Annotated in this window: 20 protein-coding genes and 1 pseudogene; 7 read left to right on the forward strand and 14 right to left on the reverse strand. The window is 47.1% G+C overall.

The annotated features are described in order from the left end of the window. Window positions 1-106 precede the first annotated feature (106 nt). Window positions 107-1,594, forward strand: coding sequence for a tryptophan halogenase family protein (locus V1467_RS06510; protein WP_416307989.1), 1,488 nt, complete (start codon window positions 107-109; stop codon window positions 1,592-1,594). A gap of 20 nt (window positions 1,595-1,614) precedes the next feature. Here V1467_RS06510 and V1467_RS06515 read toward each other — a convergent pair whose 3' ends face one another. Continuing rightward, window positions 1,615-2,904 (reverse strand): M24 family metallopeptidase, encoded by a 1,290-nt coding sequence (locus V1467_RS06515; RefSeq protein ID WP_416307990.1) that lies wholly within the window; start codon window positions 2,902-2,904, stop codon window positions 1,615-1,617. 145 nt (window positions 2,905-3,049) lie between these two features. Further along, window positions 3,050-3,748: a hypothetical protein gene (locus V1467_RS06520; RefSeq protein ID WP_416307991.1), complete on the reverse strand. Its 699-nt coding sequence runs from the start codon at window positions 3,746-3,748 to the stop codon at window positions 3,050-3,052. Window positions 3,749-3,909: 161 nt separating this feature from the next. Between V1467_RS06520 and V1467_RS06525 the strand changes: the two genes are divergently transcribed. Together V1467_RS06525 and V1467_RS06530 are read left to right on the forward strand one after the other, a co-directional pair. Then, window positions 3,910-5,553, forward strand: a complete 1,644-nt coding sequence (locus tag V1467_RS06525; RefSeq protein WP_416307992.1) for an FMN-binding glutamate synthase family protein — start codon at window positions 3,910-3,912, stop codon at window positions 5,551-5,553. Between the two features lie 553 nt (window positions 5,554-6,106). Then, window positions 6,107-6,673 (forward strand): superoxide dismutase family protein, encoded by a 567-nt coding sequence (locus V1467_RS06530; RefSeq protein ID WP_416307993.1) that lies wholly within the window; start codon window positions 6,107-6,109, stop codon window positions 6,671-6,673. 73 nt (window positions 6,674-6,746) lie between these two features. Here the strand turns inward: V1467_RS06530 and V1467_RS06535 are convergent, their stop codons facing one another. Both V1467_RS06535 and V1467_RS06540 read right to left on the reverse strand, forming a co-directional pair. Next, window positions 6,747-7,736, reverse strand: a complete 990-nt coding sequence (locus tag V1467_RS06535; protein WP_416307994.1) for an LLM class flavin-dependent oxidoreductase — start codon at window positions 7,734-7,736, stop codon at window positions 6,747-6,749. A gap of 92 nt (window positions 7,737-7,828) precedes the next feature. Next, a pseudogene (locus V1467_RS06540) lies at window positions 7,829-7,975 on the reverse strand (DapH/DapD/GlmU-related protein); the annotation flags it as partial. Between the two features lie 426 nt (window positions 7,976-8,401). Here V1467_RS06540 and V1467_RS06545 point away from each other — a divergent pair. The 4 genes from V1467_RS06545 (at window position 8,402) to V1467_RS06560 (ending at window position 14,887) form a co-directional block, all read left to right on the forward strand. Beyond that, complete coding sequence (locus V1467_RS06545) at window positions 8,402-8,974, forward strand: hypothetical protein (protein WP_416307995.1); 573 nt, start codon at window positions 8,402-8,404, stop codon at window positions 8,972-8,974. Window positions 8,975-9,129: 155 nt separating this feature from the next. After that, window positions 9,130-11,163, forward strand: coding sequence for a glycoside hydrolase family 97 protein (locus tag V1467_RS06550; protein ID WP_416307996.1), 2,034 nt, complete (start codon window positions 9,130-9,132; stop codon window positions 11,161-11,163). Further along, window positions 11,160-13,007, forward strand: a complete 1,848-nt coding sequence (locus V1467_RS06555; RefSeq protein ID WP_416307997.1) for a glycoside hydrolase family 13 protein — start codon at window positions 11,160-11,162, stop codon at window positions 13,005-13,007. Before V1467_RS06550 ends, V1467_RS06555 begins: the two co-directional genes overlap by 4 nt. After that, a complete protein-coding gene (locus V1467_RS06560; RefSeq protein WP_416307998.1) occupies window positions 13,007-14,887 on the forward strand; it encodes an alpha-amylase family glycosyl hydrolase in 1,881 nt (626 codons plus the stop codon). Before V1467_RS06555 ends, V1467_RS06560 begins: the two co-directional genes overlap by 1 nt. Before the next feature lie 70 nt (window positions 14,888-14,957). Here the strand turns inward: V1467_RS06560 and V1467_RS06565 are convergent, their stop codons facing one another. The 10 genes from V1467_RS06565 to V1467_RS06610 form a co-directional block, all read right to left on the reverse strand. Further along, a complete protein-coding gene (locus tag V1467_RS06565; protein WP_416307999.1) occupies window positions 14,958-15,539 on the reverse strand; it encodes a gluconate 2-dehydrogenase subunit 3 family protein in 582 nt (193 codons plus the stop codon). Then, window positions 15,539-17,230: a GMC oxidoreductase gene (locus tag V1467_RS06570; RefSeq protein WP_416308000.1), complete on the reverse strand. Its 1,692-nt coding sequence runs from the start codon at window positions 17,228-17,230 to the stop codon at window positions 15,539-15,541. Before V1467_RS06570 ends, V1467_RS06565 begins: the two co-directional genes overlap by 1 nt. 6 nt (window positions 17,231-17,236) lie before the next feature. After that, complete coding sequence (locus tag V1467_RS06575) at window positions 17,237-18,181, reverse strand: sugar phosphate isomerase/epimerase family protein (RefSeq protein ID WP_416308001.1); 945 nt, start codon at window positions 18,179-18,181, stop codon at window positions 17,237-17,239. Between the two features lie 62 nt (window positions 18,182-18,243). After that, complete coding sequence (locus V1467_RS06580; protein ID WP_416308002.1) at window positions 18,244-18,981, reverse strand: helix-turn-helix domain-containing protein; 738 nt, start codon at window positions 18,979-18,981, stop codon at window positions 18,244-18,246. A gap of 32 nt (window positions 18,982-19,013) precedes the next feature. After that, window positions 19,014-20,216, reverse strand: coding sequence for an MFS transporter (locus V1467_RS06585; RefSeq protein WP_416308003.1), 1,203 nt, complete (start codon window positions 20,214-20,216; stop codon window positions 19,014-19,016). A 50-nt stretch (window positions 20,217-20,266) separates the two neighbouring features. Then, entirely contained in the window at window positions 20,267-21,310 is a 1,044-nt protein-coding gene (locus V1467_RS06590) for a sugar phosphate isomerase/epimerase family protein (protein ID WP_416308004.1), read from the reverse strand. Next, a complete protein-coding gene (locus V1467_RS06595) occupies window positions 21,307-22,485 on the reverse strand; it encodes a Gfo/Idh/MocA family protein (protein WP_416308005.1) in 1,179 nt (392 codons plus the stop codon). The genes V1467_RS06590 and V1467_RS06595 overlap by 4 nt, the downstream gene beginning before the upstream one ends. Before the next feature lie 334 nt (window positions 22,486-22,819). After that, window positions 22,820-23,374, reverse strand: coding sequence for a DUF7010 family protein (locus V1467_RS06600; protein WP_416308006.1), 555 nt, complete (start codon window positions 23,372-23,374; stop codon window positions 22,820-22,822). 378 nt (window positions 23,375-23,752) lie between these two features. Then, a complete protein-coding gene (locus tag V1467_RS06605; RefSeq protein ID WP_416308007.1) occupies window positions 23,753-24,667 on the reverse strand; it encodes a pirin family protein in 915 nt (304 codons plus the stop codon). A 32-nt stretch (window positions 24,668-24,699) separates the two neighbouring features. Next, the gene (locus tag V1467_RS06610) at window positions 24,700-25,608 is read right to left on the reverse strand and encodes a glycerophosphodiester phosphodiesterase (RefSeq protein ID WP_416308008.1); all 909 of its coding nucleotides are present in this window, start codon (window positions 25,606-25,608) and stop codon (window positions 24,700-24,702) included. Window positions 25,609-25,654: the final 46 nt, after the last annotated feature.

Below are 25,654 nucleotides of genomic sequence, written 5' to 3' on the forward strand. Positions count from 1 at the left end.
CAAGTCATACTTAAGCCCTTGTAATCTGAAATTACAGGGGCTTTTGTTTTTATAGCGACGATCATATTAGCCAGAGCATGTTGCTCTAATCAGGGAGCTGGTTTAGTTGAACAACCAATCAATACAAAAAGTAGTGATCCTTGGGGGCGGTACAGCGGGTTGGATTACAGCCTCACTATTGGCAAAAGTGCTGGGCAAGAGGATTGATATTACGCTGGTTGAGTCAGATGATATTGGCATTGTCGGGGTGGGAGAAGCCAGCATACCACCGATGGTTAACTTTAATAACGCTTTGGGAATTGACGAAAAGGATTTTATTCGACAAACCAACGCCACGATCAAAATGGGAATACAATTTGAACACTGGAAGCAGCAAGGCGAAAGCTATATGCATGCTTTTGGTTCAATTGGTAAAAACTTCCCCTTTTGCGATTTCCACCATTTCTGGAACAGAAGTCAGCAACTGGGAATTCAATCCAATTTCTGGGATTTCTCATTAAATTATCAGGCGGCCAAGCAAAACAAGTTTGCTCACTTAAATCAGATTGAGGGAAATTTACCCGGTATCGCACATGCCTATCATTTTGACGCCGGTTTATACGCCAAATATCTGCGCAATCATTGTGAAAAACTCGGCGTAACACGCGTGGAGGGCCGGGTAGACGAAGTCCGAGTTAATCCGAAAAATGGCTACATCGACAGGATGGTGCTGGCCGAAGGCAGGACGATAACAGGTGATTTGTTTATTGATTGCTCCGGAATGCGGGCGGTGTTAATTGAAAAAACACTGGGTATCGGCTTTGAAGACTGGTCTCACTGGTTACCCTGCAACCGGGCAATAACAGTGCCGACTGAAGCCGTGAGTCCTGTTACGCCTTATACCCGTTCAATTGCTCACACCGCAGGTTGGCAATGGCGTATTCCACTGCAGCATCGCACCGGTAACGGTATTGTCTATGCCAGTAACTATCTGTCTGATGAGCAGGCAAAGCACACTTTGCTGACTAATCTGGATGCTAAACCCTTGGCAGAGCCAAGGACAATATCGTTTAAAACGGGTAGAAGAGCTCAACAATGGCACAAGAATGTCGTCAGTATAGGCTTGTCCAGCGGCTTTCTGGAGCCACTTGAATCGACCAGTATTCATTTGATCCAGACAGCGGTGATTCGTCTGATTAAACATTTTCCCCATCAACAAATTAATGATGCCGAAGTACAAAGTTATAACCGTCAATCGCAAGCCGAGATGGAGCACATACGGGATTTTATTATTCTGCACTATAAACTGACAGAACGTGATGACAGCCCATTCTGGCGACAGTGCCGTATTATGCAGATCCCGCCGTCATTGAAGGAAAAAATAAACCTGTTTAAGCAAACCGGAAAAGTTTTTAGAGAGCAGGAGGAACTATTCGCTGAAGTAGCCTGGCAGCAGGTTTTTCTGGGGCAGGGCGCTATACCCGAAGATATCCACCCGCTGGCAAGTTCATTAAGCGAACAGCAAATTCGAGAATTACTGTCCAATTTGAAACTGATTATTGATCGTAACGTTGATAAGTTACCTTTGCATCAGCAGTTTATTGATTCACTTTAGTTGACACAAAATAGACAGGTTTAAACCGGAACCGGCCCCATTTTACCAATAGGTGACTCAATAGAGTCGGGTGGCACAGTAAACCATTGCGGGCCTTTGTCAGTCATATAGATACAGTCTTCAAGGCGCACGCCAAATTCACCGGGAATATAGACCCCCGGTTCATTGGAAAAACACATGCCTGCAGCCAGTTTCTGTTGTTCACCATGTACAAAATTAACCGGTTCATGGCCTTGCATACCGATGCCGTGACCGGTGCGATGTGATAATCCGGGCAGTGTGTAATCCGGTCCCAGACCTTGTGACTGATAGTAGGCTCTGACAGCGTCATCTACCTTGCCTGCGGCAGTACCGATCTGGGCTTTTTCAAATGCCACCTGTTGCCCCTGGCGCACGGTAGCCCAAATTTTGCGTTGTTTGGCACTAGGCTCACCAAATACAAAAGTACGGCTAATATCTGACTGGTAACCTTGTACGGCACAACCGCAATCCATTAGCACAATGCTGCCGTTTTTAATCACCTGATGTTGCTTACTACCGTGCGGATAGGCACTGGCCTGATTAAATAACGCCATGGTCCAGATATCACTACCGCCCAAGTCTGACTGCGCAGTATGCATGAGTTGTTTAACCTCTTGCTGGCTCATCCCTTCTGCCAGTTGCTGCCATACGTGTTCATAGGCACGCAGAGTGACTTCATTGGCTTTGTGCATAAGTTGTAATTCATGTACCGATTTATACATACGGCAACCCAGCGTGACCGGATCGGCGCTGCTATGGGACATCGTAGATAACAATGACATCAGACCCTGTAACACAAAATAACGTACCGATTGTTCAAATCCTATCTGGCCTTTAGTGATCTTGCGATCGGTGAGAATTTGTTTAATGAGTGCAAACGGACTTTCATGCTCCTGCCAAACTCTTACGTCATCGCCTACTTTTAATGATTCGCGAATACTAGGTTCTTCGAAAAACGGACAAACAACGGCTATGTCGCCTTCTGCCGGGATGATCACTGCTGTGAGTCGTTCACTTCGCCACCACTGGATGCCGGTAAAATAGTCCATTGCCGGACCTGGCTCTAGCACCATGGCAGCCAATTGATGCTGTTTCATCAGCTTTTGTGCTTTGTCTATCCGTTGCTGACGTTCCTCAATGCTAATCGGTTTAACATCTTGGGTAATAGTTGCCAGATTGTGCTTGGGGGATGAAGTATAGCTCGTGGCGGCCAATGCCATATTACCTAGCGGAATCGCCGCTAAACTTGCCGCGCCGGTTTTTAGGAAGTCTCTTTTAGTCAGTTTCATATTAAACCTGTCATTATTATGATTATTGCTTCTTGAAGGCATGATCATAGCAGGTTGTTTCAAGGGATCATGACATTCATCGCAATACAGTGATGATTGAACGCTTTTAAAAGGCTGGCTAAAGAGATTAAAAGGCTACAACCCGCTATAGGGCGGGTTGTACCGTAATGCTGATTTTATCGTAATACACTTCTGTGCGGCCTTCATAACCGGAATCGGTGCCGACGAATAGCCAAATGCTACCATTGGCACTGGAGGTAAATTCCAGTTGAGTTTCGCTGGTGGTGGCGAGGGTTTTGCTACCAAAATCACCACCTTCACAGGCAAGTCCCGGCACGACAACATTACCGATCACTTTGGCATTGGTGCCGTCGGTGCTTTGATTACCTTTATCTAGATTCAGATAGTAGTCACTTTGCTTGGGTTCGATTTCGCCGAAGCCGAACTTGACATAAACTGATTCTCCCGGTGCTCCACCGGCGCCAAAACAGTTGTCACCGGCATTCGACACCAGATCAATACTAATGTTGGCAATGTAACGGGCCGAACCCTGTAACCCGCTAAAGTGACTCTTGATATACATAAACAGGTCGTCACTACGATTGGTGCCGCCCATAAAAAAGCCGTTATGAGTGCTGTCATTTGGCAAGGTCAGAATGCCGGAGGACAGTTCATAGGTATCGGCATTGTCGCTTGGGTAGTCGGAATAGGCGGCTTCCCAGCCCTGTTTACCTGTATCAAAATCGAAATGGATGGTTTGGGGTTGGCTGGTAAAGATATTATCGTTCGAATTGCAAGCGCTTAACAGGCTTGCCCCGAGCAGGACTAACAAGGTGTTTTTCATCTTGGCTTCTTGTGCTGATTAAAGATACCGATACTGTAGATAAGACTGGGATTTATCTCTTTATCAAGAAGTGTAGAGTTGTTATCAAACGTAACAGAAGTTGAATATTTATGTCGTTGCTCGTACCGTTGCTGTTAGATAGCTGAATTCACGAGGTAAAAATGCGTATCACTTTAGTAAAACTGACCGCTCTGACTGTTTTGATTATTATCTTGTTCGGTTTAGTTTGGCCTGCGTCCTATTGGGCGTTTGTTGTCCTTGTTCCGCTTATTGCTATTGGCATTTATGATTTTTTCCAGACCCGCCATACCTTATGGCGCAATTTCCCGCTAGTTGGACGAGGTCGCTGGATCATGGAGTTCTTCCGGCCTTATTTACGCCAGTACTTTTTTGAATCTGAAACCGACGGTATGCCGATTAATCGGATGTTTCGTACTGTTATCTATCAACGCGCCAAAGGTAGCATGGATACTAATCCCTACGGAACCAAGCTGGATACTCAGCGGGTCGGTTACGAATGGATTGGGCATTCTATTGCGGCTAAACACCATGAAGACTATCACAAGGAAGCGCGGGTGACGGTAGGTGGTCCGGACTGCACTCAACCCTATTGTGCCGCGATACTGAATGTGTCTGCCATGAGTTTTGGAGCCCTAAGTAATAACGCAATACGGGCATTGAACAAGGCAGCCAAGATAGCCAACTTTTATCATAATACCGGCGAAGGTGGTGTCAGCCCTTATCACTTGGAACATGGCGGCGATTTGGTGTGGCAAATCGGTACCGGCTATTTTGGCTGTCGTACCGAAGATGGACAATTTTGCCCGGATAACTTCAAGAAAGTTGCCAGCAAGGATGCCATCAAAATGATCGAAATCAAGCTTTCACAAGGAGCAAAACCAGGCCATGGCGGCATTCTGCCCGCGGATAAAAACAGTGAAGAAATTGCCCGCATTCGTCTGGTGGAACCCGGCACCCAGGTTAACTCGCCGCCGGCGCATAGTGCCTTTGGTACTCCAATAGAAATGATGCATTTTATTAAACAGTTACGTGAATTGTCGGGCGGCAAGCCGGTAGGATTTAAGCTGTGTATTGGCCGCACCAGCGAATTTGTCGCCTTGTGTAAAGCCATGGTGGAAACCGGGATTAAACCGGATTTTATTACCGTGGATGGCGGCGAAGGCGGTACGGGAGCCGCGCCACTGGAATATTCCAACTCGGTAGGGATGCCGCTGCGTGAAGGTTTATCTTTTGTATGTGACGTGTTGGTCGGCTTCGATCTTAAAAAAGATATCCGCGTGATTGCCAGCGGTAAAGTGTTTGCCGGATTTCATGTGGTCAAGAATTTGGCCATAGGTGCGGATTTGTGCAACAGCGCACGAGGCATGATGGTCGCACTGGGCTGCGTGCAATCGTTAATGTGCAACACCAATCATTGCCCAACTGGCGTGGCCACACAGGATCCCAAATTGGTCAGAGGATTGGTGGTAGAAGACAAGGCTGAACGGGTTGCCCGCTTTCACCAGGAAACCGTTAAAGCGTCAATGGAAATTATCGCTTCGGCGGGATTACGTCATACATCACAGTTGAATCGCTCACATGTTTTCCGTCGTGTGAGTGAAACAGAAGTGCGCCGCTTCGACGAAATTTATCTGAACCTGACGCCAGGCTGTATGCTCAATGGTGAAAGCCCGGCCAAATTTGAACAGGCGTTGGAAGAATCCAGTGCCGACAGTTTTTATCCCAAGCACTATGTGGAAGAAACAGAGGAAGGCCTGAAGAAAACCGATTCGGATACGCACTAGAAATTAAAATAGGATAGCAACAAATCCCGGTGCACAAACAGACTTGTGACTAGGGCGTGTAGATCTTTGGTGTGTGTTTTTGCAGCAGTTTGTAGCGTATTTATACAAGGCAGAGCGAGTGTAGTGTAGTTATTCTACATGAATGAGCGATAACGCTGTAGAAATGCGCTACAAACACTGCCCCCACGGTTTTAAAGAAAGAGGTTCAACCCAACGCTTCCTGCTCTTTGTTGCCGGGTTTTGACTTAGACCCACTAGGCCTGCAACCCGGCGTCGCGATCAGAACGCGTTGGACTTGAATAAAATTCATACACCAAAGATCAACACGCCCTAATTGGCTACAGAATTTTTTATCCCTGAGCTTATTTCATTCCGGTTTGTAAATATTTCGCTGCGCTAATCAAAATATCAGATAAATGTTCAGCACAATTTTGTATAAATTCATTAAAAACAAATTGTTAAAGAGGTTGTTCGTTCGTTTGTTCGGGATTGGCTTGCTTTATGCTCTGTCCATTGTGTCGTTGTTACTAATGGTTAAACGGATGGAGGAAATATGAAAAATTTATTGATTGTCACCATGTTAGGATTGGGTTCATTTGCTGTTGGTGCAAGTTCTGCGGCCGAGAAAATGGAAATTTCGTTAAATAATGTTGAGACAGGTAAATCAATAGGACAAATTGAAGTTACTGTAGCCGAGCAAGGTGGTTTGGTGTTTACCCCCAAATTGAGCGGACTTTCAGCGGGTTTGCATGGCTTCCATATTCATGAAAAACCAAGCTGCGATGCCGCCACGCAAGACGGTGAAAAAGTATTGGCCGGTGCCGCTGGCAGTCACTTTGACCCGGATGAAACGAAACAACACAGTTTTCCCTGGTCTGAAGAAGGCCATGCCGGAGATTTACCCGCGCTTTATGTGGCAGATGACGGAACCGCTACTCATCCGGTTTATGCTCCTTTGCTGGATATCGAAGACATACGTGGTCATGCAATTATGATCCATGCCAAAGGCGATAACTATGCCGATTCGCCAGAAAAACTGGGAGGTGGAGGCTCAAGAGTCGCCTGTGGTGTTATTCCGGAATCGGATGAGTCCCTGCCGTTATTGAATAATCTGGGGTAAAGTATTCAATCCAGCCGCTGGACGCATGCATTGTATGCGTCGTATGCGTCCATTTGGCGACAGGACTGATAGGTCACACACTGTTTTCACATTGTGCCAGCAGTGCCAGACTATGTAATCTGGCCTCAATATCGTAAATGGGCATTGAGACTATTACTTCATCTACGCCAGTGGCAGCCACAAAACGCTTGAGTTTGTCTTTTACTGTGGCAGGGCTGCCTACCAGCGCATATTGCAAGGTATGGTTTACCATCACGCGTTCCGCTTCAGACCAGAGCCCTTGCATAGAGTCCACCGGAGGCTGGAAAGGTTGATTGGCACCGCGGCGCAAATTAATAAATTGCTGTTGTACTGAACTGAATAAATAATTCGCCTGTTCATCGGAGTCGGCCACTACTGCCATTAATCCGGCTGAAACATAAGACTTGTCGCTTTGCATTGAGGGCTTAAAACCGTCGCGATAAAGACTAATGGCATCCAGTAACTGATCCGGGGCAAAATGCGACGCAAAAGAATAGGGCAATCCCATCTGGGCCGCCAGTTGAGCGCTGTACAGGCTTGACCCTAGTAGCCATAGAGGAATATTACTGTTTTGCCCGGGTACCGCGATGATTTTCTGCTCAGTTTGCGTGGGGCCCAGAAATAATTGCAATTCACGAATATTCTGCGGATATTCCTCGACGCTGGCATCCATATTACGCCTAAGTGCTCTGGCGGTGGCCATATCGGTTCCCGGCGCGCGACCCAGCCCCAAATCAATTCGGCCGGGATAAAGTGCGTCTAATGTGCCAAATTGCTCGGCAATAATCAGGGGGGAATGATTGGGCAGCATAATTCCACCAGAGCCGACTCGGATACTGTTGGTTGCCGCGGCGATATGACTGATGGCCAATGCGGTGGCAGAGCTGGCTACTCCCTGCATGCCATGATGTTCAGCCAGCCAAATACGTTTATAGCCATACTTTTCTGCGGCAATTGCCATGTTGCGGCTATTGTCCAGTGCTGCGGTAATATTGCCACCTTGGCAAATTGGAGCGAGATCAAGTAAAGAAAGAGGGGGCATATTGTGCTCAGTTCTTGCAATCAGATACCGGTTAACTTGGGGACGGGAAAGCGGGATTGCAAGGCTTCTGGACTAGTCCACTACAACGTTCTAATCAGTATGGCTGGATTGCCGCCTACCAGAGTATCGGGAGCTACATCTTTAGTCACGACGGAGCCGGCAGCAATCACCGCGTTATCACCAATATTGACGCCGGGACAGATAATGCTGCCACCGCCGATCCAGACATCGTTGCCGATGCTAACCGGTTTAAATATCTCGAATCCCTGACGGCGTTCTTCAACATTCAACGGATGATTATTGGTATATATTTTAACATTGGGGCCGATCAATACATTCTGGCCAATTGTTACGCCTCCGGAGTCCAGTAAAGTTAAACCGGTATTGGCATAGAAGTTTTCACCAATTTCCAGCTCAACGCCGCGCTCTATCCACACCGGTGGCTCTATTTTTATCCGCAAAGGCGAGGACTTAAAGCAGCTTATCAACTGATTAAAATGATTCTTGTTGGGGTCTTGATTAAAGCGTAAGCATACCTTACGCATAGCCACTTTTTGCTGACTAAGACTATTTTCTGACGACATAGGAAATAAATTGTAAGCTAATTGTTATTATATTAATCGCAACTTAGCCTGAATTGCATGCAAAATACAAGACTAAAAACGGTGAGTATACTCATTGTTACGATGATATTAAGTGCCTGCGGCGAGGCTCCTGTTCTTCCATCGCAAAAATTCAAGCAAAAAGTGTTGGGGTTGATTGCTGAAATTGAACAACAATCTTTCCCTGCTTTACAAGGTATATCGCTTTCGTTGCAAGGGATTGACAGTTCATCGATATTTTTGGCGACCGATATTGAGGTCCCTGCTTTATTGATTGGGCAGCGTCACTACGTGCTTTATCTCAATCCCAAGCTTGAACAACAGAATATCGGCGACACCGCGCTAAAGGCTATTCTGGTGCATGAATTAACCCACTTTAATGACTATCAGAAAATGGATGTTTTTGAGCTGGGCCGTTTCTATTATGCGATTCTGACCGACCCGATGTTTGAAGCAGAATATGAGCGGGCTACCGATTTTCAAACGTTAAAGCTTGGCTATGCACAGGGATTAGCTGAATTCCGTCAATGGCTATATCCGCAATTGAGTGAAGCTGAATTAAAAATTAAACAACGCAATTATTACACTCCTGCCGAAATCAAACAGTGGTCTGAGGAATCTGCTCAACTGCTGTGAATACGTATGCACTTTATTGTTGTTGATGAATTGTTAACGGTACTATCAGACCCAGTTGATTTGCAGTTGCCATCTTGTTCAGCATTTTTTGAGTAAGTTAGCAAATTCTTAAATTTACCTGACCGTCATTGATCCGGATACCGAGTGGAGACCTCATGTCATTGTTAAAACCAAGCTTAGTTATTGCCCTCCTTTTGTCGACTAACGCGCTAGCCGAACAACTGCAGGTTAGTTCACCGGATGGCAAGCTTGTCGTCAGTATTTCCGATGAACATGATCGCACTGAATATTGGGTAGATTATCAGCAACAACGGATTATCTTGCCCTCTCCATTGGGGCTGGAATTCAAGCAACAGGGGCAGTTTGGTGACGGTTTTAAAATTAGCGGCAAACAAACCGGGCAGGTGAGTGAAAGCTGGACCCAGCCCTGGGGAGAACGTAAACAGGTGCTGGACAATCATAATGAGCTGGCAGTGGAATTGACTGATGCGGAACGAGGTAAATTCACCCTGCGTTTTAGGGTGTTTAATGATGGTATAGGTTTTCGCTACGAAGTCCCCAAACAGGCCGGTCTGGATCAGGTGGATGTGATTGACGAAGATACCGAATTTGTCATCCCGGATAGCGACAAGGCCACTGCCTGGTGGATCCCGTCGCGCGCTTTTAACCGTTATGAATATGTGTATAACACTACGGCACTGGATAAAGTTGGCCGTTCACATACGCCCTTCACCTTCAAGCTGGATAGCGGCATACATATGAGTATTCATGAAGCGGCACTAGTGGATTGGGCGGCCATGACGCTCGAACCTCAACGAGCAGGTGAACTCAAAGCCGATCTTACTCCCTGGTCAGACGGAATTCTGGTTAAAACACAAACACCGTTTAAATCGTCATGGCGCACGGTACAGGTATCTCCGGATGCTAAAGGTCTGTTAAATTCCGATCTGATTTTAAATCTGAATGAGCCGAATAAACTGGGTGACGTATCCTGGGTTGAGCCGGGTAAGTATGTGGGTATCTGGTGGGGGATGCATATCAAGGAAAATACCTGGGGTAGCGGCCCTAACCATGGCGCTACTACATCTGAAACCAAGCGTTATATGGATTTTGCCGCCGATAACGGCTTTGCCGGTGTACTGGTGGAAGGCTGGAATATTGGCTGGGATGGCGACTGGTTTAACAACGGTGATGTATTCAGTTTCACCGAGAGTTACCCGGATTTTGACTTGCCTGAAGTTACCGCCTATGGCTTAAACAAAAACGTGCGCTTGATTGGCCACCATGAAACCTCCGGTAATGTCACCAATTATAAAAACCAGATGGCCGACGCCTATGATTTATATCAGAAAAATGGCGTGACTATGGTCAAGACAGGTTATGTGGCTGATGCTGGAGATATTAAACGTATTGATGAAAATGGGCTGGTACGGCATGAATGGCATGATGGCCAGTTTATGGTGGGGGAATATTTACGTTCTGTCACCGAGGCGGCCAAACGCCATATCAGTATTAATACCCATGAGCCGATTAAAGACACCGGACTGCGCCGCACTTATCCTAACTGGATCTCCCGTGAAGGCGCACGTGGACAGGAATTTAATGCCTGGGGAACGCCGCCCAATCCCCCCGAGCATACTGCCATTCTGCCTTATACCCGCATGTTGGCCGGACCAATGGATTTCACTCCCGGTATTTTTGATATGAGTTTTAATGGTCTGGATGGCGAAAACCGTCCACGCACGACCTTAACCAAACAGTTGGCGCTATATGTGGTGTTATATAGTCCGATCCAGATGGCGGCAGATTTACCGCGTAATTATTTAAAACATCCTGATGCCTTCCAGTTTATCAAGGATGTGCCGACCGACTGGGAAAACAGCCGTGCTATTGCCGGTGAAGTAGGTGATTATGTGGTATTTGCCCGCCAGCAACGCGACGCCGATGACTGGTTTGTGGGCGCGTTAACTGATGAAAACGCCCGTAGCGTGGAGATTGCGCTGGATTTTCTGTCGCCGGGTAAAAATTATCAGGCGCAAATTTATCGTGATGGTAAAGACGCTGACTGGCTAACCAATCCCTATGATTATGTGATTGAAAACAAAAACGTTACCTCTGCCGACAAGCTACGCCTGAAAATGGCTAAAAGTGGCGGTACGGCAATCCGTTTCAAGGCGCTACAACCATGAAGCGTATGGTGGCATGGGTGGGGCTGATGATGTTGTCAGCCAATACACTGGCGGCAGTAAAAATTGATCATCTTGAGCCATTGTCCTGGTGGGCCGGGATGCAGCAACCCGAATTACAATTAATGGTACATGGGCATGATATTGGTGATTTGACGGTGCAGCTTGATTATCCGGGGGTAAAACTGGAGTCTGTGCAAGCTGTCGACAATGCTAATTACCTGTTTATTAACCTGTTGCTGGATAAACAGGTTAAACCCGGTAAGTTTGACATCCAGTTTGTGCGCGATGGCAAGGTTGAGCTGCGTTATCCCTATCATATTCAGGCGCGGCGACAAGGCTCTGCGCAAAGACAGGGATTTAGCAGTAAAGACGCCATTTATCTGATTACCCCGGATCGTTTTGCCAATGGTGATAGCGCCAATGATAGCGTGGCAAGCCTGGCTGACAAGTGGGATCGCGCCGATATTGGCGGTCGCCATGGCGGCGATATTCAGGGCATTATCGATCATCTGGATTACATTAAACACATGGGTTTTAACCAAATATGGTTGATGCCGGTGCTGGAAAATGCCCAGGATAGCTATTCCTATCATGGCTATTCCACCACCGATTACTACCAGATTGACCCGCGTTACGGCGATAATCAGCTGTATAAAAGCTTATCCGCCCAGGCCGCTAAACAAGGCATAGGTCTGATTAAGGATGTGATCCTCAATCATATTGGTTCTGGTCACTGGTGGATGCAGGATAAACCGACCGCCGACTGGATCCATCATCAAGGCCAGTTTGTCGGCACAACCCACCGCCGTGAAGCATTACGTGATCCTCATGGGGTTAAATCCGATCGAGTGGCCTTTAGCGATGGCTGGTTTGTGCCCAGTATGCCGGATCTCAATCAGCGTAATCCGTTACTGGCCACTTATCTGATTCAAAACAGCATCTGGTGGATTGAATATGCCAATTTATCCGGCATTCGGCTGGATACCTATTCCTATCCTGACAAGGATTTTCTGGCCGATTATACCCAACGCATTATGCAAGAATACCCGAACTTCAATCTGGTGGGGGAAGAATGGAGCCTGAATCCGGCTATCGTATCCTACTGGCAAAAAGATAGCGTTTTGGGTCAAGGTTATCCTTCGGCTTTACCCAGTTTAATGGATTTTCCGCTGCAACATGCACTGGTCTCCGGTTTGAATGAAGCGGAATCCTTTAATGGCGGATTAGCCAAAATATATCAGGCACTAAGCAACGACTTTCTGTATGCCGATCCGGGTAATTTGGTGATTTTCCCGGATAACCACGATATGAGCCGTATCACCACTGAGCTCAATCAGGATAACGATCTACTCAAAATGGCCTTTGCATTTTTTGCTACCACACGAGGCATTCCACAGTTTTTCTATGGGGATGAAGTGTTGATGAGCAATCAGGGTACCGAAGATCACGGTATTATTCGCAGCGACTTCCCGGGCGGCTGGTCAAATGACCAGGTCAATGCATTTAATGGCCAAGGATTGACCGGGCAACAACAGCAGGTACAGCAATATTTGGCCAAATTACTTAACTGGCGTCAGGGTAACGAGGCAGTCACCAGTGGAAAGTTAACTCATTACGCACCGCAAGACGGGGTCTATGTGTATTTCCGTTATACCGACAAACAAAAGGTGATGGTAGTGTTAAATAAAGGTGGGCAACGGCAACTGGATTTAAACCGTTATAGGGAAATGCTGGGTAATGCGACGCAAGGGCAGAGCGTGATTTGCGGACAAAACTATTCGTTTCAACAGCCAATTTCCTTAGCGGCAAAGTCTGCGTTAATCCTGCAATGGACTGTGCAATAATGCGTTTATCCATAGCAATAGCCGGAGTATTACTGCTACTGTTATCGTCCTGTGCTAATCAGCAAAGGGTGACAACGCCTGCAATGGATAACGCTCAACCACCAGCAGTAACTAGCAAACCTGTGGTCTACCAGGTGATGACCCGTCTATTTGGCAATAAAAATACCACCAATAAAGCTTGGGGAACCATTGAGGAAAATGGTGTTGGCAAGTTCAGCGATTTTACCCCGCAGGCGCTCAAGGGGATTAAACAACTGGGCGTTACGCATATCTGGTTTACCGGTATTCCCCATCATGCGGTTATCCGCGATTATACCGCTTTTGGTATTAGCAATGATGATCCCGATGTGGTCAAAGGGCGCGCAGGTTCGCCTTATGCGGTAAAGGATTATTACAATGTCGATCCGGATTTAGCCGACGATGTATCACAACGTTTGCAGGAGTTTGAGGCGTTAATCAAACGCACTCATCAACAGGGCATGAAGGTGATTATCGACATTGTGCCCAATCATGTTGCCAGACGTTATGCCTCGGTTAGTGCGCCGGAAGGGGTGGTGGATTTTGGTGCCAAGGATAATACCCGGCTGGAATACGCCAGAGATAATAATTTTTATTATGTGCCCGGTCAGGCATTTCGTGTGCCAAATAGCAAAGACGGCTATTTACCGTTAAATGGCGAATCCCATCCCCTGGCGGACGGACAGTTTAACGAAAAACCGGCCAAATGGACCGGTAACGGTTCCCGCGCTGCGCAACCAGATGCCAATGACTGGTACGAAACAGTCAAAATCAATTACGGGGTTAAACCCGATGGCAGTTACGACTTTCCGCGTTTACCGGCCGAGTACGCCGATAAAAATATTGCTGAACATGCGGCATTCTGGCAAAACGTGGATGTACCCGATTCATGGCGCAAGTTTCATGATATTACCCTGTACTGGCTGGATAAAGGCGTGGACGGTTTTCGTTATGATGTGGCGGCCATGGTACCGGTGGAGTTCTGGAGCTATCTCAACAGCTCTATTAAAACCCAAAAGCCTGACGTGTTTTTACTGGCCGAGATTTATCAACCCGAGCTTTATCGTGATTATATTCAGCTGGGCAAAATGGACTATCTGTATGACAAGGTCGGCACCTACGATACCTTGCGGGCAATTATTCAGGGTGGTGCTAGTACCGATGACTTGGTGGATATTCAACACAGCTTGCAGGATATTGATGCGCATATGCTGCATTTTTTAGAAAACCATGACGAACAGCGCATTGCCAGCGATGCCTTCGCCGGCAATCCGGATAAAGCTAAACCGGCGATGGTGTACTCGGCGTTGGCAGGGCGCGCGCCGACCATGATCTATTTTGGGCAGGAGGTCGGCGAAGCCGCCGAACAGGATTTGGGTTTTGGCGATCCCTCTCGCACCAGTATTTTTGATTACGCCGGTGTACCGGCACATCAACGCTGGATGAATAACGGCAAATTTGACGGTGGCAATTTATCTGCTGACGAGAAGTCCTTGCGTGATTTTTATATGCGTTTACTGAATTTATCTGCCAGTTACCCGGCATTCAAAGGTCAATACGCCGGTTTGCATCGTTTCAACCGTCAATTTAACCAGGGTTACGATGATCAGCTATTCAGTTTTGTGCGCTGGTCAGCAGACAAACGCCTGATTGTGATCAGTAATTTTGCAGAACAGGCCAAACAGCTGACCTTGCGACTGCCTAAAGATGTTATTTCAAGTTGGCAAATCGCCGACGGTCAATACTCGTTGACCAATCAGCTTAGTCAAAAATCTGCTCCGAAGCTGATTATTGAAGATGGACAGGGCAGTATTCAACTAACCCTAAGCGGGTTGGATTCACGGGTATTACAGGTTCAATAACTTCTAGCAAATTGATAATAAAGGGCGGCAACGAAAGCTACAACCGGCTGCCGAGGCCGGCTTGGCTGAGCTATTCCGCCCAGGCACGACCAATTTCTTTATAAGGCACTGACCCCTTATAGCTGCCCGGGATCGGATCATACTTCAGTACTTTGGTTGCACCGATTTCAGAGGTAAAAAAACCGATAATAGTGAATTCTTTCATGGTCTGGAAAAAGTCCAGGCCATTGTCCTGCTCAACGGGCTGACCCCAGCGCCGATGCACCATATCCTGGTTCAGCTCGGTTAACCACTGCTGCTGTTGTGCGGCAGAAAGATTCATAAAGTCCTGTCCCATTTGAATCTTGGTACGCTGCCGAAATAGCTGCAAGTGATTGGCAAAATCGAGTTGCTGCTGCTGGTTGAATACCTGATTAACCATATCGTGCACAAAATTGCCCACTTTTGCATCTGCAGCGCCCGGCGTATCGGTAGCCGGAATGATGGTATTGGCAATCCTAGTGAATAACGGAATATCATCATTAAACAAGGTCTTGTCATTTACTAACCCGGTTAGTTGATGGCTATTCTCCAGCGCCAGTAATGCCGGTGCGCTCAATGCGCCGCCTAACAACATTGACATTTGTTTTAGAAACACACGACGATTCAGCATTACAGGTTTCTCCGGTTTAGTTCATCCACCGCATAGTTGGCCGCGCGGGCAGTCAGTGCCATATAAGTCAATGAGGGATTCTGGCAGGCAGATGAAGTCATACAGGCGCCATCGGTGACAAATACATTTTTAGCAGCGTGTACCTGGTTAAAGCCGTTGAGTACAGATGTCTCGGGATCTCTACCCATACGTGCAGTACCCATTTCATGAATACCAAAACCCGGAGCAATGGTATTGTTGTATGCTTTAACGTCTTTTAAACCGCATTTTTCCAACATTTCAGCCGCCGATTCAGCCATATCCTTGCGCATCAGCAGTTCATTTTCCTGCCATTCACAATCAATATTGAGCGTGGCCAGACCCCATTTATCCCGCACCTTGGTATTAAGTGTTACGCGGTTTTGCTGGTAAGGTAAAAATTCACCAAAACCTGTCATCCCCATGCCCCATTTGCCGGGTTCCATCAGGGTGGCCTTGAGTTGTTGGCCAATACTCAGTTCTGCTACACCGCGTTGCCAATTACTGCGTCCGGCACCACCCTGATAGCCAAAACCACGCAGGAATTGACTGTCCCGCTTACCGATATTGCGAAAACGGGGAATGTAGAAACCCACTGGCTTGCGTCCGGAATAATACATGTCTTCCAGCCCCTCAAAGGTACCTGAGGCGCCGGATTGATGGTGATGATCCATCAGATTACGGCCCAGTTGATCGCTGTCATTACCAAAACCGTTAGGAAACCGCTTCGAAACCGAGTTAAGCATAATAGAGGTTGATGCCAGAGTTGAGGCATTCAGGAAGATAATTTTGGCATGGTAGTCGATCACTTCGTTAGTGTGTGAATCAATCACCCGCACACCGGTAGCCTTGCCCAATTTATCGTCATAAATAATTTCGGCTACTACCGAATCGGGGCGTAAGGTCATATTACCTGTCAGCGCGGCGGCCGGCAGGGTAGACGCATTGCTGCTGAAATAACCCCCGAACGGGCAGCCGCGAATACATTTGTTGCGGGCCTGACAATTACCACGGCCATTATGTGGCACTGTCAGATTAGCGCTGCGACTGGGTAACAGGTGGCGATCTTTATAGGCTTTGGCCAGTCTTTTCTGGACTTCTTTTTCGACTACATTCAGTTCAAAGGGCGGGAGAAATTCGCCGTCGGGTAGTTGCGCTAGCCCCGCAGCCTGACCGCTTACACCGATAAACTTTTCTACATGGCTATACCAGGGGGCAATATCGGCGTAACGGATTGGCCAATCCACCCCGAAACCGTCTTTACTATTGGCCTCAAAATCCATTTCACTCCAGCGTAAACTGACCCGTCCCCACATCAGTGAACGGCCACCCACATGGTGACCTCTGAACCAGGAAAAGGGTTTTATCTGGGTATAGGGATTATCAAGATCGTTGACAAACCAGTGCTGGTTGTCCTGCTTAAGCAGCCCGCCTTGTCCTTGAACCGGAAAATGTTTGCGTTGTTCGTCTGTCAGCTGGTTAGCATGAGGTAATTCCCACGGCGCTTTTAGGGCGGTGGGATAATCCACAATATGCTTAACATCGCGGCCTTTTTCCAATACCAGAGTTTTGAGTCCGCGGCCGCATAGCTCTTTGGCTGCCCAGCCACCGCTGATACCGGTTCCAACCACAATGGCATCATACTGTGTTGTTGCCTGACCATTAATATTCATCGCCAATTACACGGCTTTATTTGCATCAAGCTGTAACTGTCTGTGCACTCGTTCCAGCAGCGCTATGGTTTGATGCACACCTTCGACTTCCGGCCAGTCGCTGCCCTCATATTCGACACCGACATAATCGTGATAACCGGCATCGGTTACGATTTTCATCATTTTGTAGTAATCAATGTGCGGTTCGTTACCCTGCATATTAATGCCGTTGGTTTTGGCGCTGACAGCCTTGGCGTAAGGCATTAATTCCGTTACGCCCTGATATTTGTCATATGCTTCGCCCGTTTCGCGGTTAATAATAAAATTGCCGAAGTCGGGCAGGGTGCCCACTCGAGGATTGTCTGCCAGTTTCATCACACCGGTTAGCCATTTGCCGTTAGAGGACAGGCCACCGTGATTTTCGACTATTACATTCAGGTTTAACGGCGCACAATATTCAGCTAGTTGATTAAGCCCGTCGGCGGCGGCTTTCATTTGCTCGTCCCAGCTACCGCTGCTTTGCGCATTGACCCGAATAGAATGACAACCTAGCTCCTGGGCCGCATCGGCCCAGCGATAATGGTTCTGTACCGCTTTTTTACGCGCTTTGGCATCCTGATCGCCGAGTGCGCCTTCGCCGTCGCACATAATCAGGCGGCTTTCGATGCCTTCATCTTTGGCCTGATTTTTCAGCTGCATAACCACTTTGTCGGACAAGCTATCGAAATAAAACTGGTTGACGTACTCGATGGCATCCAGATTAAACAATTTACGGGTGATGGAGGCAAAGTTGGCCGGGTCCATTTCTCCGCTGCGAAAGGCTTTATGCAATGACCATTGCGCCAACGATATCTTGAACAAACGGGTAGGCTCGGCCAAAGCCAGGCCGGACAACAAGCCGCTGGATACTGTGGCCGAAGCGGCCAAGGCCATTTTTATAAACTGACGACGAGCGAGAGGTGAGTTTTTCATGTTATTGCCCTTGTTGAATGGGCCTGATAGTGGTTCTGTCGGCCCGCTTTTAATAATTATTGTCAGGTACGACTTTTAAGTTGATATTTTCTGGGGGTCATACCCATTGATACCCTGAATTCACGGGTAAAGTAACTCTGGTCACAAAAGCCGCATGCCATAGTCACATGCTGAATGCTATAGCCCGCCATCAGTAGTTCACAGGCCTTATGGATCCTCAAACGTTTGACGTATTGGTTGGGAGTAATAGCAAATTGGCGTTTAAAGCGCCGCTCAAAGGTACTGAGCGACATACAGGACAGCTTGGCCAGCTCTTCGATACTGATGCTGTTCATGTAGTTCTGCTGCAAATAACTGATGCAATGACGAAATACATTGTAAGGTTCAAAACTGGACTGGGAGCGCCGGGCATCGCGGGTAAAACCTTCGACGCCAATAATGTCACCGGCTTTATTTTTCAGTGCCAGCTTACTGGTAATAAACCAGTGAACATCTCCTTTGCCATCTTGCACCAACTCCAGTTTATTATTGATGGTCATGCCTTCATTCATGACCTTCAGATCATCCTGATGCATCTGATCGGCGATATCGAATCGGAAAAAGTCATAATCGGTTTTACCAATCACATCAGAAGGATCATCCAGATCAAAATGTTCGAACAACAGCCGATTGGCATAAACGAAATGACCGTCGCGGTTTTTAGCGAAATAAAATGCGTCGCTGAGCAAGTCAAACAACGGACTGGGTTTGTCAAGGTCGTGTTGCTGATAGAAATCAAACACTTTGTTTAACATATCCATTATTTACTCCGGTAAATTCCAGCGAGGTTCATTTAGTTATGCTTGTGTGCAAAGTTTTTACGCAGCATATACAAGCCAGCGAACAGCACGACTAGCGTGAGCGGGAACAACGTCATACTTTGCAATGTGGCCTGGCCGGTGGCTAATTCTGCCGTTTCGCCCATTTGCCCCATGGCAATGGCAGCCTCGCGGTTGGTATCTATCCAGCCGCCAATAACCGGATTCCAGATACTGACCGAAAACATGCCGGCCCCACCAATTAACGACATACCTAAAGCTCCGGTTTTGGGCTGATATTCACCGATAAAACCGACCATAGTTGGCCAGAAATACATCACCCCACAGGCAAATACAATGGTGGCCAGATAGACCATACTGCCGGTTGCAATACTTAGCAGGTAGATACCTATAGTGGCAGTGATGGCAGAAAACAGTAATACACCAATTGGATTAAGTGCATGGATGACCGGCCCGGCAAAATAACGGCCTACTGCCATTAAACCTGTACCCAAAGCTAATATAATCATCGGTGAGGCACCGCTTTCGCCAAGTAAACGCCCCACCCATTGCTGAGGACCAAATTCGGATATAGCCGTTAATGTCATGCATACAATCATAAATAAATATAAGGGTGACAGTAACGCGGTAATATTGGTTGATGTTGAGGATTCAATATTTTGCGTTGCAGGAAAGGTCGAGGTAAAGACTAAATAACCATAAATAATGGTAGGTACAATCATCACCGCAATTTGTAATTGCCAGCCAAGCCCCATAGAGGTCATAAAATTAGATACCAGCGCACCAATCACAATGCCCCCTGGAAACCACACATGAAAACGGTTGAGCATGGTGGTTTTCTTGTCTGGATAGGTATCGGCAATCAGTGGATTACAGGCTGCTTCAACGGCCCCGTTGGCAAAGCCAATCAAGAAGGTTGAAATAAGTAATGACCAGAAACCACTGGCATAAATGGTTAACACTAGCCCAAGTAAATGCCCGATAAACGCGAGGGCCAGTATCTTTTTAGCGCCTAAAATATTGTAAAGCAGACCCAGTACCATCATCGCCACCGGGAAACCCAGAAAGGCCATGCTGTTAACCCAACCGAGTTCAGTATCATTGAGATTAAAAATGCTGCCTAACTCACCCAAAATACCGGCACGGATGGCAAATGTCATTGCCGTAACGATCAATGCTATACAACTGATATTGAATAGTTTGCTGTTGTTGTTCATTGGTTTATCTCATTATAGTTATTGTATTGTCCGGGGTGTTTGTGTTGATGTCACAGCCCCAGTATTTTGTTATTCAAATCCTGATCTGCGCCTACAGAGGCAAAATCATCAAAAGCTTTTTGTGGTTTGCGGATCATGTGTTGCTGAATAAATGGCGCCCCTTCGCGCGCTCCGTCTTCAGGGTGTTTGAGGCAGCACTCCCATTCCAGTACAGCCCAACCCTGATAGTCATATTTGGTTAAACGGCTGAATATGCCGCGAAAATCGATTTGGCCGTCTCCCAGCGAGCGGAAACGTCCCGGTCTATCGATCCAGCTTTGATAACCGCCATATACGCCGCTGCGTGGATCCTGTTTATATTCGGCGTCCTTGACATGAAAGGCTTTGATCCTGTCATGATAGATATCGATAAAGCCCAGATAATCCATTTGTTGCAATACCAGATGGCTGGGATCATACAAAATATTGGCGCGTGGATGATGATCGACAGCATCCAGAAAACGCTCAAAAGTAACCCCGTCATGTAAATCTTCGCCTGGATGCAGTTCATAGCAGGCGTCCACGCCACACTCCTCAAAAACATCCAAAATTGGCTTCCAGCGTTTGGCCAGTTCGGCAAAGCCGGCATCTACCAGTCCGGCGGGCCGCTGTGGCCACGGGTAGAAGGTATGCCAGAGCAAAGCGCCGGAAAACGTAGCATGGCTGGTTAAACCCAGATTTTGACTGGCTTTAGCGGCCAGTTTCAGCTGATTAATCGCCCACTCGGTGCGCGCAGCGGGATTGCCTCGCTGCGCCTCGGGGGCGAAACCGTCAAACATCAAATCATAGGCAGGGTTCACCGCCACCAGCTGGCCTTGTAAATGGGTGGACAATTCGGTTATTTGCAGTCCGTATTGTGCGGCTTTTGCGGTTAATTCATCACAATAGGCTTGGCTTGTTGCCGCCCGTTCAAGGTCAATACAGCGACTATCCCAGGTAGGAATTTGCACTCCCTTGTAACCTAACGAGCTGGCCCACTGTAAAATGGAGTCGAGAGAATTAAACGGGGCCTCATCGCCCATAAATTGCGCTAAGAATATCGCCGGTCCTTTCATTTAGTGTGCTCCGCAGGGGTTAACTTATCCAATTTTAGCCAGCTGTTGTTTGCCTGGCTGCTTGTTACTGTGCCTTCAATAAATTGCATACCGGATACGGCATGCTCGATATCCGGTACACCCTCAACCCGAGAATCTTTTACCGGGTTATTACGATGTTGCTTAACACCATTTGCAAAAGCCTGGTAAAGATTGGCAAAGGCTTCGATGTAACCCTCAGGATGACCTGCCGGGGTGCGGGTACATTGTTTGGCCTGGTCACAAAGATAATCAAAGCCGGTGCGCAGCAGCTGCGCGGGTTGATCGCCTGACATCAGCCACAAAGAGTTTGGTTCCTGTTGCGACCAACTTAAACTGCCCTGACTGCCGTAAACTTTAATATTCAGGTTGTTCTCTTCGCCTAAACTGATTTGGCTGGCAATCAGTACTCCACGAGCCTGATTGGCAAAACGCAATAATACTGTAGCGTCATCGTCCAGGCTGCGGTCAGCTTCAACACTACCCAAATCAGCCAATATCTGCTTAATCGGACTGTCAATAATATACTCAGCCAGATTGGCTGCATGCACGCCAATATCTCCTACGCAACAGCTTACCCCTGCGTAGGTCGGGTCCAGACGCCAACTGCCTTGCTTACTGGTTTGATTATTCAGCTTTTTCGCCAACCAACCTTGTGAATATTCGACAACCACTTTTTTAATTTCACCCAACTCGCCGTTGGCAACCCGTTGCCGAGCCTCTTTTACCAGAGGATAACCGGTATAGGTATGAGCCAAGCCAAATAATACCGGCGATGTTTGTAGTTGCCGTTGTAGATCCACGGATTCGGCCAGAGTAAAGGTCGCGGGTTTTTCGCAAAAAACATGAAAACCGGCGTCTATAGCTGCACTGGCTATGGCATGATGGGAACTGTTGGGTGTGACTATGGAAACAAATTCCATTCGTTGTTCTGCTGGAAGTTTTTGTTCGGCAGCAAATAATGAGGCAATATCGGCATAGGCTCTAGCCGGATCGGCCAACAGACTTTCGCCTGCCTGTCTATTTTTTTGTTGGTCCCGGCTGAACACTCCGCAAACCAGTTCGATATTACCATCCAGTCCGGCGGCCATACGGTGCACCTGGCCGATAAAAGCATCGGGCCCACCACCTACCATACCCATACGTACTTTTGTCATTTGTACTCCGCTATGTTTTATCAATGTTATTTAACATTGCTTATATTTTGTAACGCAATTGTTAACAAGACTACGCCTGACTGACGAATAAGGTTATAAGTGGATTTGCAAATTTTGTAATAAAATCGGCGTCGATATAAGAAGGAAGTGCTGATTATTTTTTATTTAATTTTAACTATATGATATTTATTGGTTTTTAACTGTTTTTATATTTTCAACAATGTTTTATTTTTTACAACCTGGAAATATTAAGGTAAGCGCAAGCTCGTTAATCAATTGTTGTTGAATGGGATAATTCCGGCGCACGCAACAAATTCTGTTTGAGTTCCGGCAGTTAAAAACTCATCTCTCGCCAGCGGGTTTCCAACACCAGAATGGTGACCAGATAAGTGAGTACAATGATCATCGGCACCAGGGTAAAACGGAGATCAGGGAAGAAATACCAGCCAATCAATATACACAAGGTTCGGGTGACTGCATGAAAAATACCGATCCAGTGTTCGATGATCCAGGCGTGCGGGATCCACATCAAGCCGGTTAATATACCAACGGTCAGCGGCAGCGAGCTTTTGTCGACGAGGAAAAAGGGCAAGGCAATAGCGTAGACCAGCAACGCCATTCCGATAGAGTACATAAACAATTGGTCAAAAACATTTTTGGGCCGGGTTTTATCCATAAAGTCTTCGCCGGTATAACGGGAAATATAAATACCCACATAGGCAATGCAGCCCGTGCCGATAAACAACACCAGAGAAGCATATTCGTCTGTCAGTACGGCACTAAACAGCCCGATAAAGAACCATACAATGCCTCCGGCCAGCGGCATGGCTAAAAAACGTCTTCTTTTATATTCCCTGCGCTGAAAGTCCAGTGTGCGGTAGTCGTCCATCAACCTGATCTCCTTGTTATCCTAATGCCCAGTGCAAAATCACAATATATCCTGATGACATGTTAACTTACATATTAACAATAGGCTAAGTCACTAAAGTTTTGTTTAAATTAATCATTGTTAACAGGCATTTTTATGTCAATGCTGTCGTTTCGCGTATTAACCAAATGTTTGCTACTAGCAACCTTTCAGCTTAAAGAGAGTAACAATGATCTTGTTTGTCATTTGTCTTATCAGCGTCATATTTTGCTATACCTTTGCTTACTTGCGCGGCGCCAACGTACCGTTTTGGACCCTTATAGCGTTATTGCTGGGACCTTTGGCTATCCCGTTGGTATTATTTTCCAAGCCTAAAAAGAAATAGTCCAACAGCCCAGACTATTCCGGCAATGGGATAAATTCAACTTCATCGTCTGGCACTTTGCTAAAACGCCCGGCTTTCCAGTCCTGCTTTGCCTGTTCTATACGTTCTTTACGGCTAGAGACAAAATTCCAGTCAATATACCTTTTACCTACAGGCTCGCCACCGATTATCGCGATCCGGGCAGGTTGGGTTGCTTTTAGCGTTATCCCGGCTTGAGCGGAAAAAACCGCCATTGAATGTTCGGCAAGCAGGTTATCCATACAAGTTAATTTGCCGCTAACAATGTACACCGCCCGTTCTTCGCAATCGGGTAATTGGATAGTTTGTCCTGCTTGTAAACTGGCTTCCACATACAAGGTTTCAGCGTAAGTGTTAACCGGCGAAGTTAAGCCAAAAGCACTACCCATCATCACCCGAACTGGAACACCGTCAACTTCCCGGACGGGAATATCCCTTGCCGGATAGTGATGAAACTCGGCGTCCATCTCCTCGTCCTGCTCCGGCAGTGCTAACCAAAGCTGCAGTCCGTGCAGATGATGTTCAGTGCTATTGACTTCGGGCCGCTCCCTTTCTGAATGGACAATGCCGTTACCTGCTACCATCAGATTGATATCACCAGGTCTGATGGCCTGTAGGCTTCCCAGTGAATCCCGATGCAGGATCTCGCCTTCAAAAAGATAGGTCACCGTGGCGATATTAATATGCGGATGGGGGCGCACATTAACCCCTTGTCCAGCTTTAAAACGGGCAGGTCCCATATGGTCAAAAAAGATCCAGGGGCCAACCATTTTGCGCTCTTTGGTGGGTAAACTGCGGCGTACCGACAAACCGCCCAAATCCTTGTCGCGTGGCTGGATCAGTATCTCAATCGCCTCGCAGGGCTTTGAATATTCGCATTTTTCTAGTGGATTCTTGCTTACCAGACTCATATCGGGTTCCTTGGCAATAGGTTCTGGCTTGATTATAGAGGCTGTTGATCTTTGGTGCGTGTTTTTGCATGGCTGACCCGGATCAAATAATCGGGCCGATCCGAAATAATCCCGTCTACGCCTTTATCGATCAGCTTGCTCATAATTGACGGATCGTTAATGGTCCACGCATGCACTTTCAAGCCTTTGGCGTGGGCGTCATCAATAACCCCCTGGGTTAACACTTCCAGTCCACTGCCATACAACGGTACTTGCAGTGCATGGCCTTTGGGCGAATAAAATTGACTTAAGCCCAGTTTGCTCAGGATCACAAACAGGGTGGTTTCATCGGATGCCATTGAGGTGGCCACATCAACACAATCATCGCGGAATTGATCAATGGCCGATTGATGAAAAGAACCGATTATCACTTTATCCTGCATATTATATTGGTGAATTAACTGACACAGCGGCTGCACTATCGAGGGTTGGGTCTGCTTGATTTCGATGGTCATCAATTTATCCGGGAACTGGCGGAAAACCTCGTCCAGCGTGGGTACCTGAATACCCTTGTCACGAAATGCCAGATCGCCTCCCGGTGCATCTTCCAGCCAGCGATAGCCGGCATCCAATGCCCTGATTTGGGGTAAGGTCATCTGTTTAATTGCACCAACTCCGTTGGTTGTACGATCAACGGTGGCATCATGCATTACAATAAGGTGATTATCTTTGGATAGATGAACGTCCATTTCCAGCATATCGATGCCCAAGTCCGCGGCACCCTGATACGCGGTTAAGGTATTGCTGGGCCAGATTAAATAGCCGCCTTGATGACCAATAGTCAAAAATTCGGGATGTTGTTTAAATAGTTGGCTTTGCGGAGCATCTTCGGCGCTGATATACAGCCCGCCGATCAGCAAAATAAGACATAGTGGTATTATGATGTTAAGTCGTTTTAGCATGGAGGGCCTGTTTTTTTATTGTTGTTATCCGTTCATCAGGATGGAT

Origin of the sequence: Neptunicella plasticusilytica (assembly GCF_047922965.1) — a bacterium.
Taxonomy (GTDB): domain Bacteria; phylum Pseudomonadota; class Gammaproteobacteria; order Enterobacterales; family Alteromonadaceae; genus Neptunicella; species Neptunicella plasticusilytica.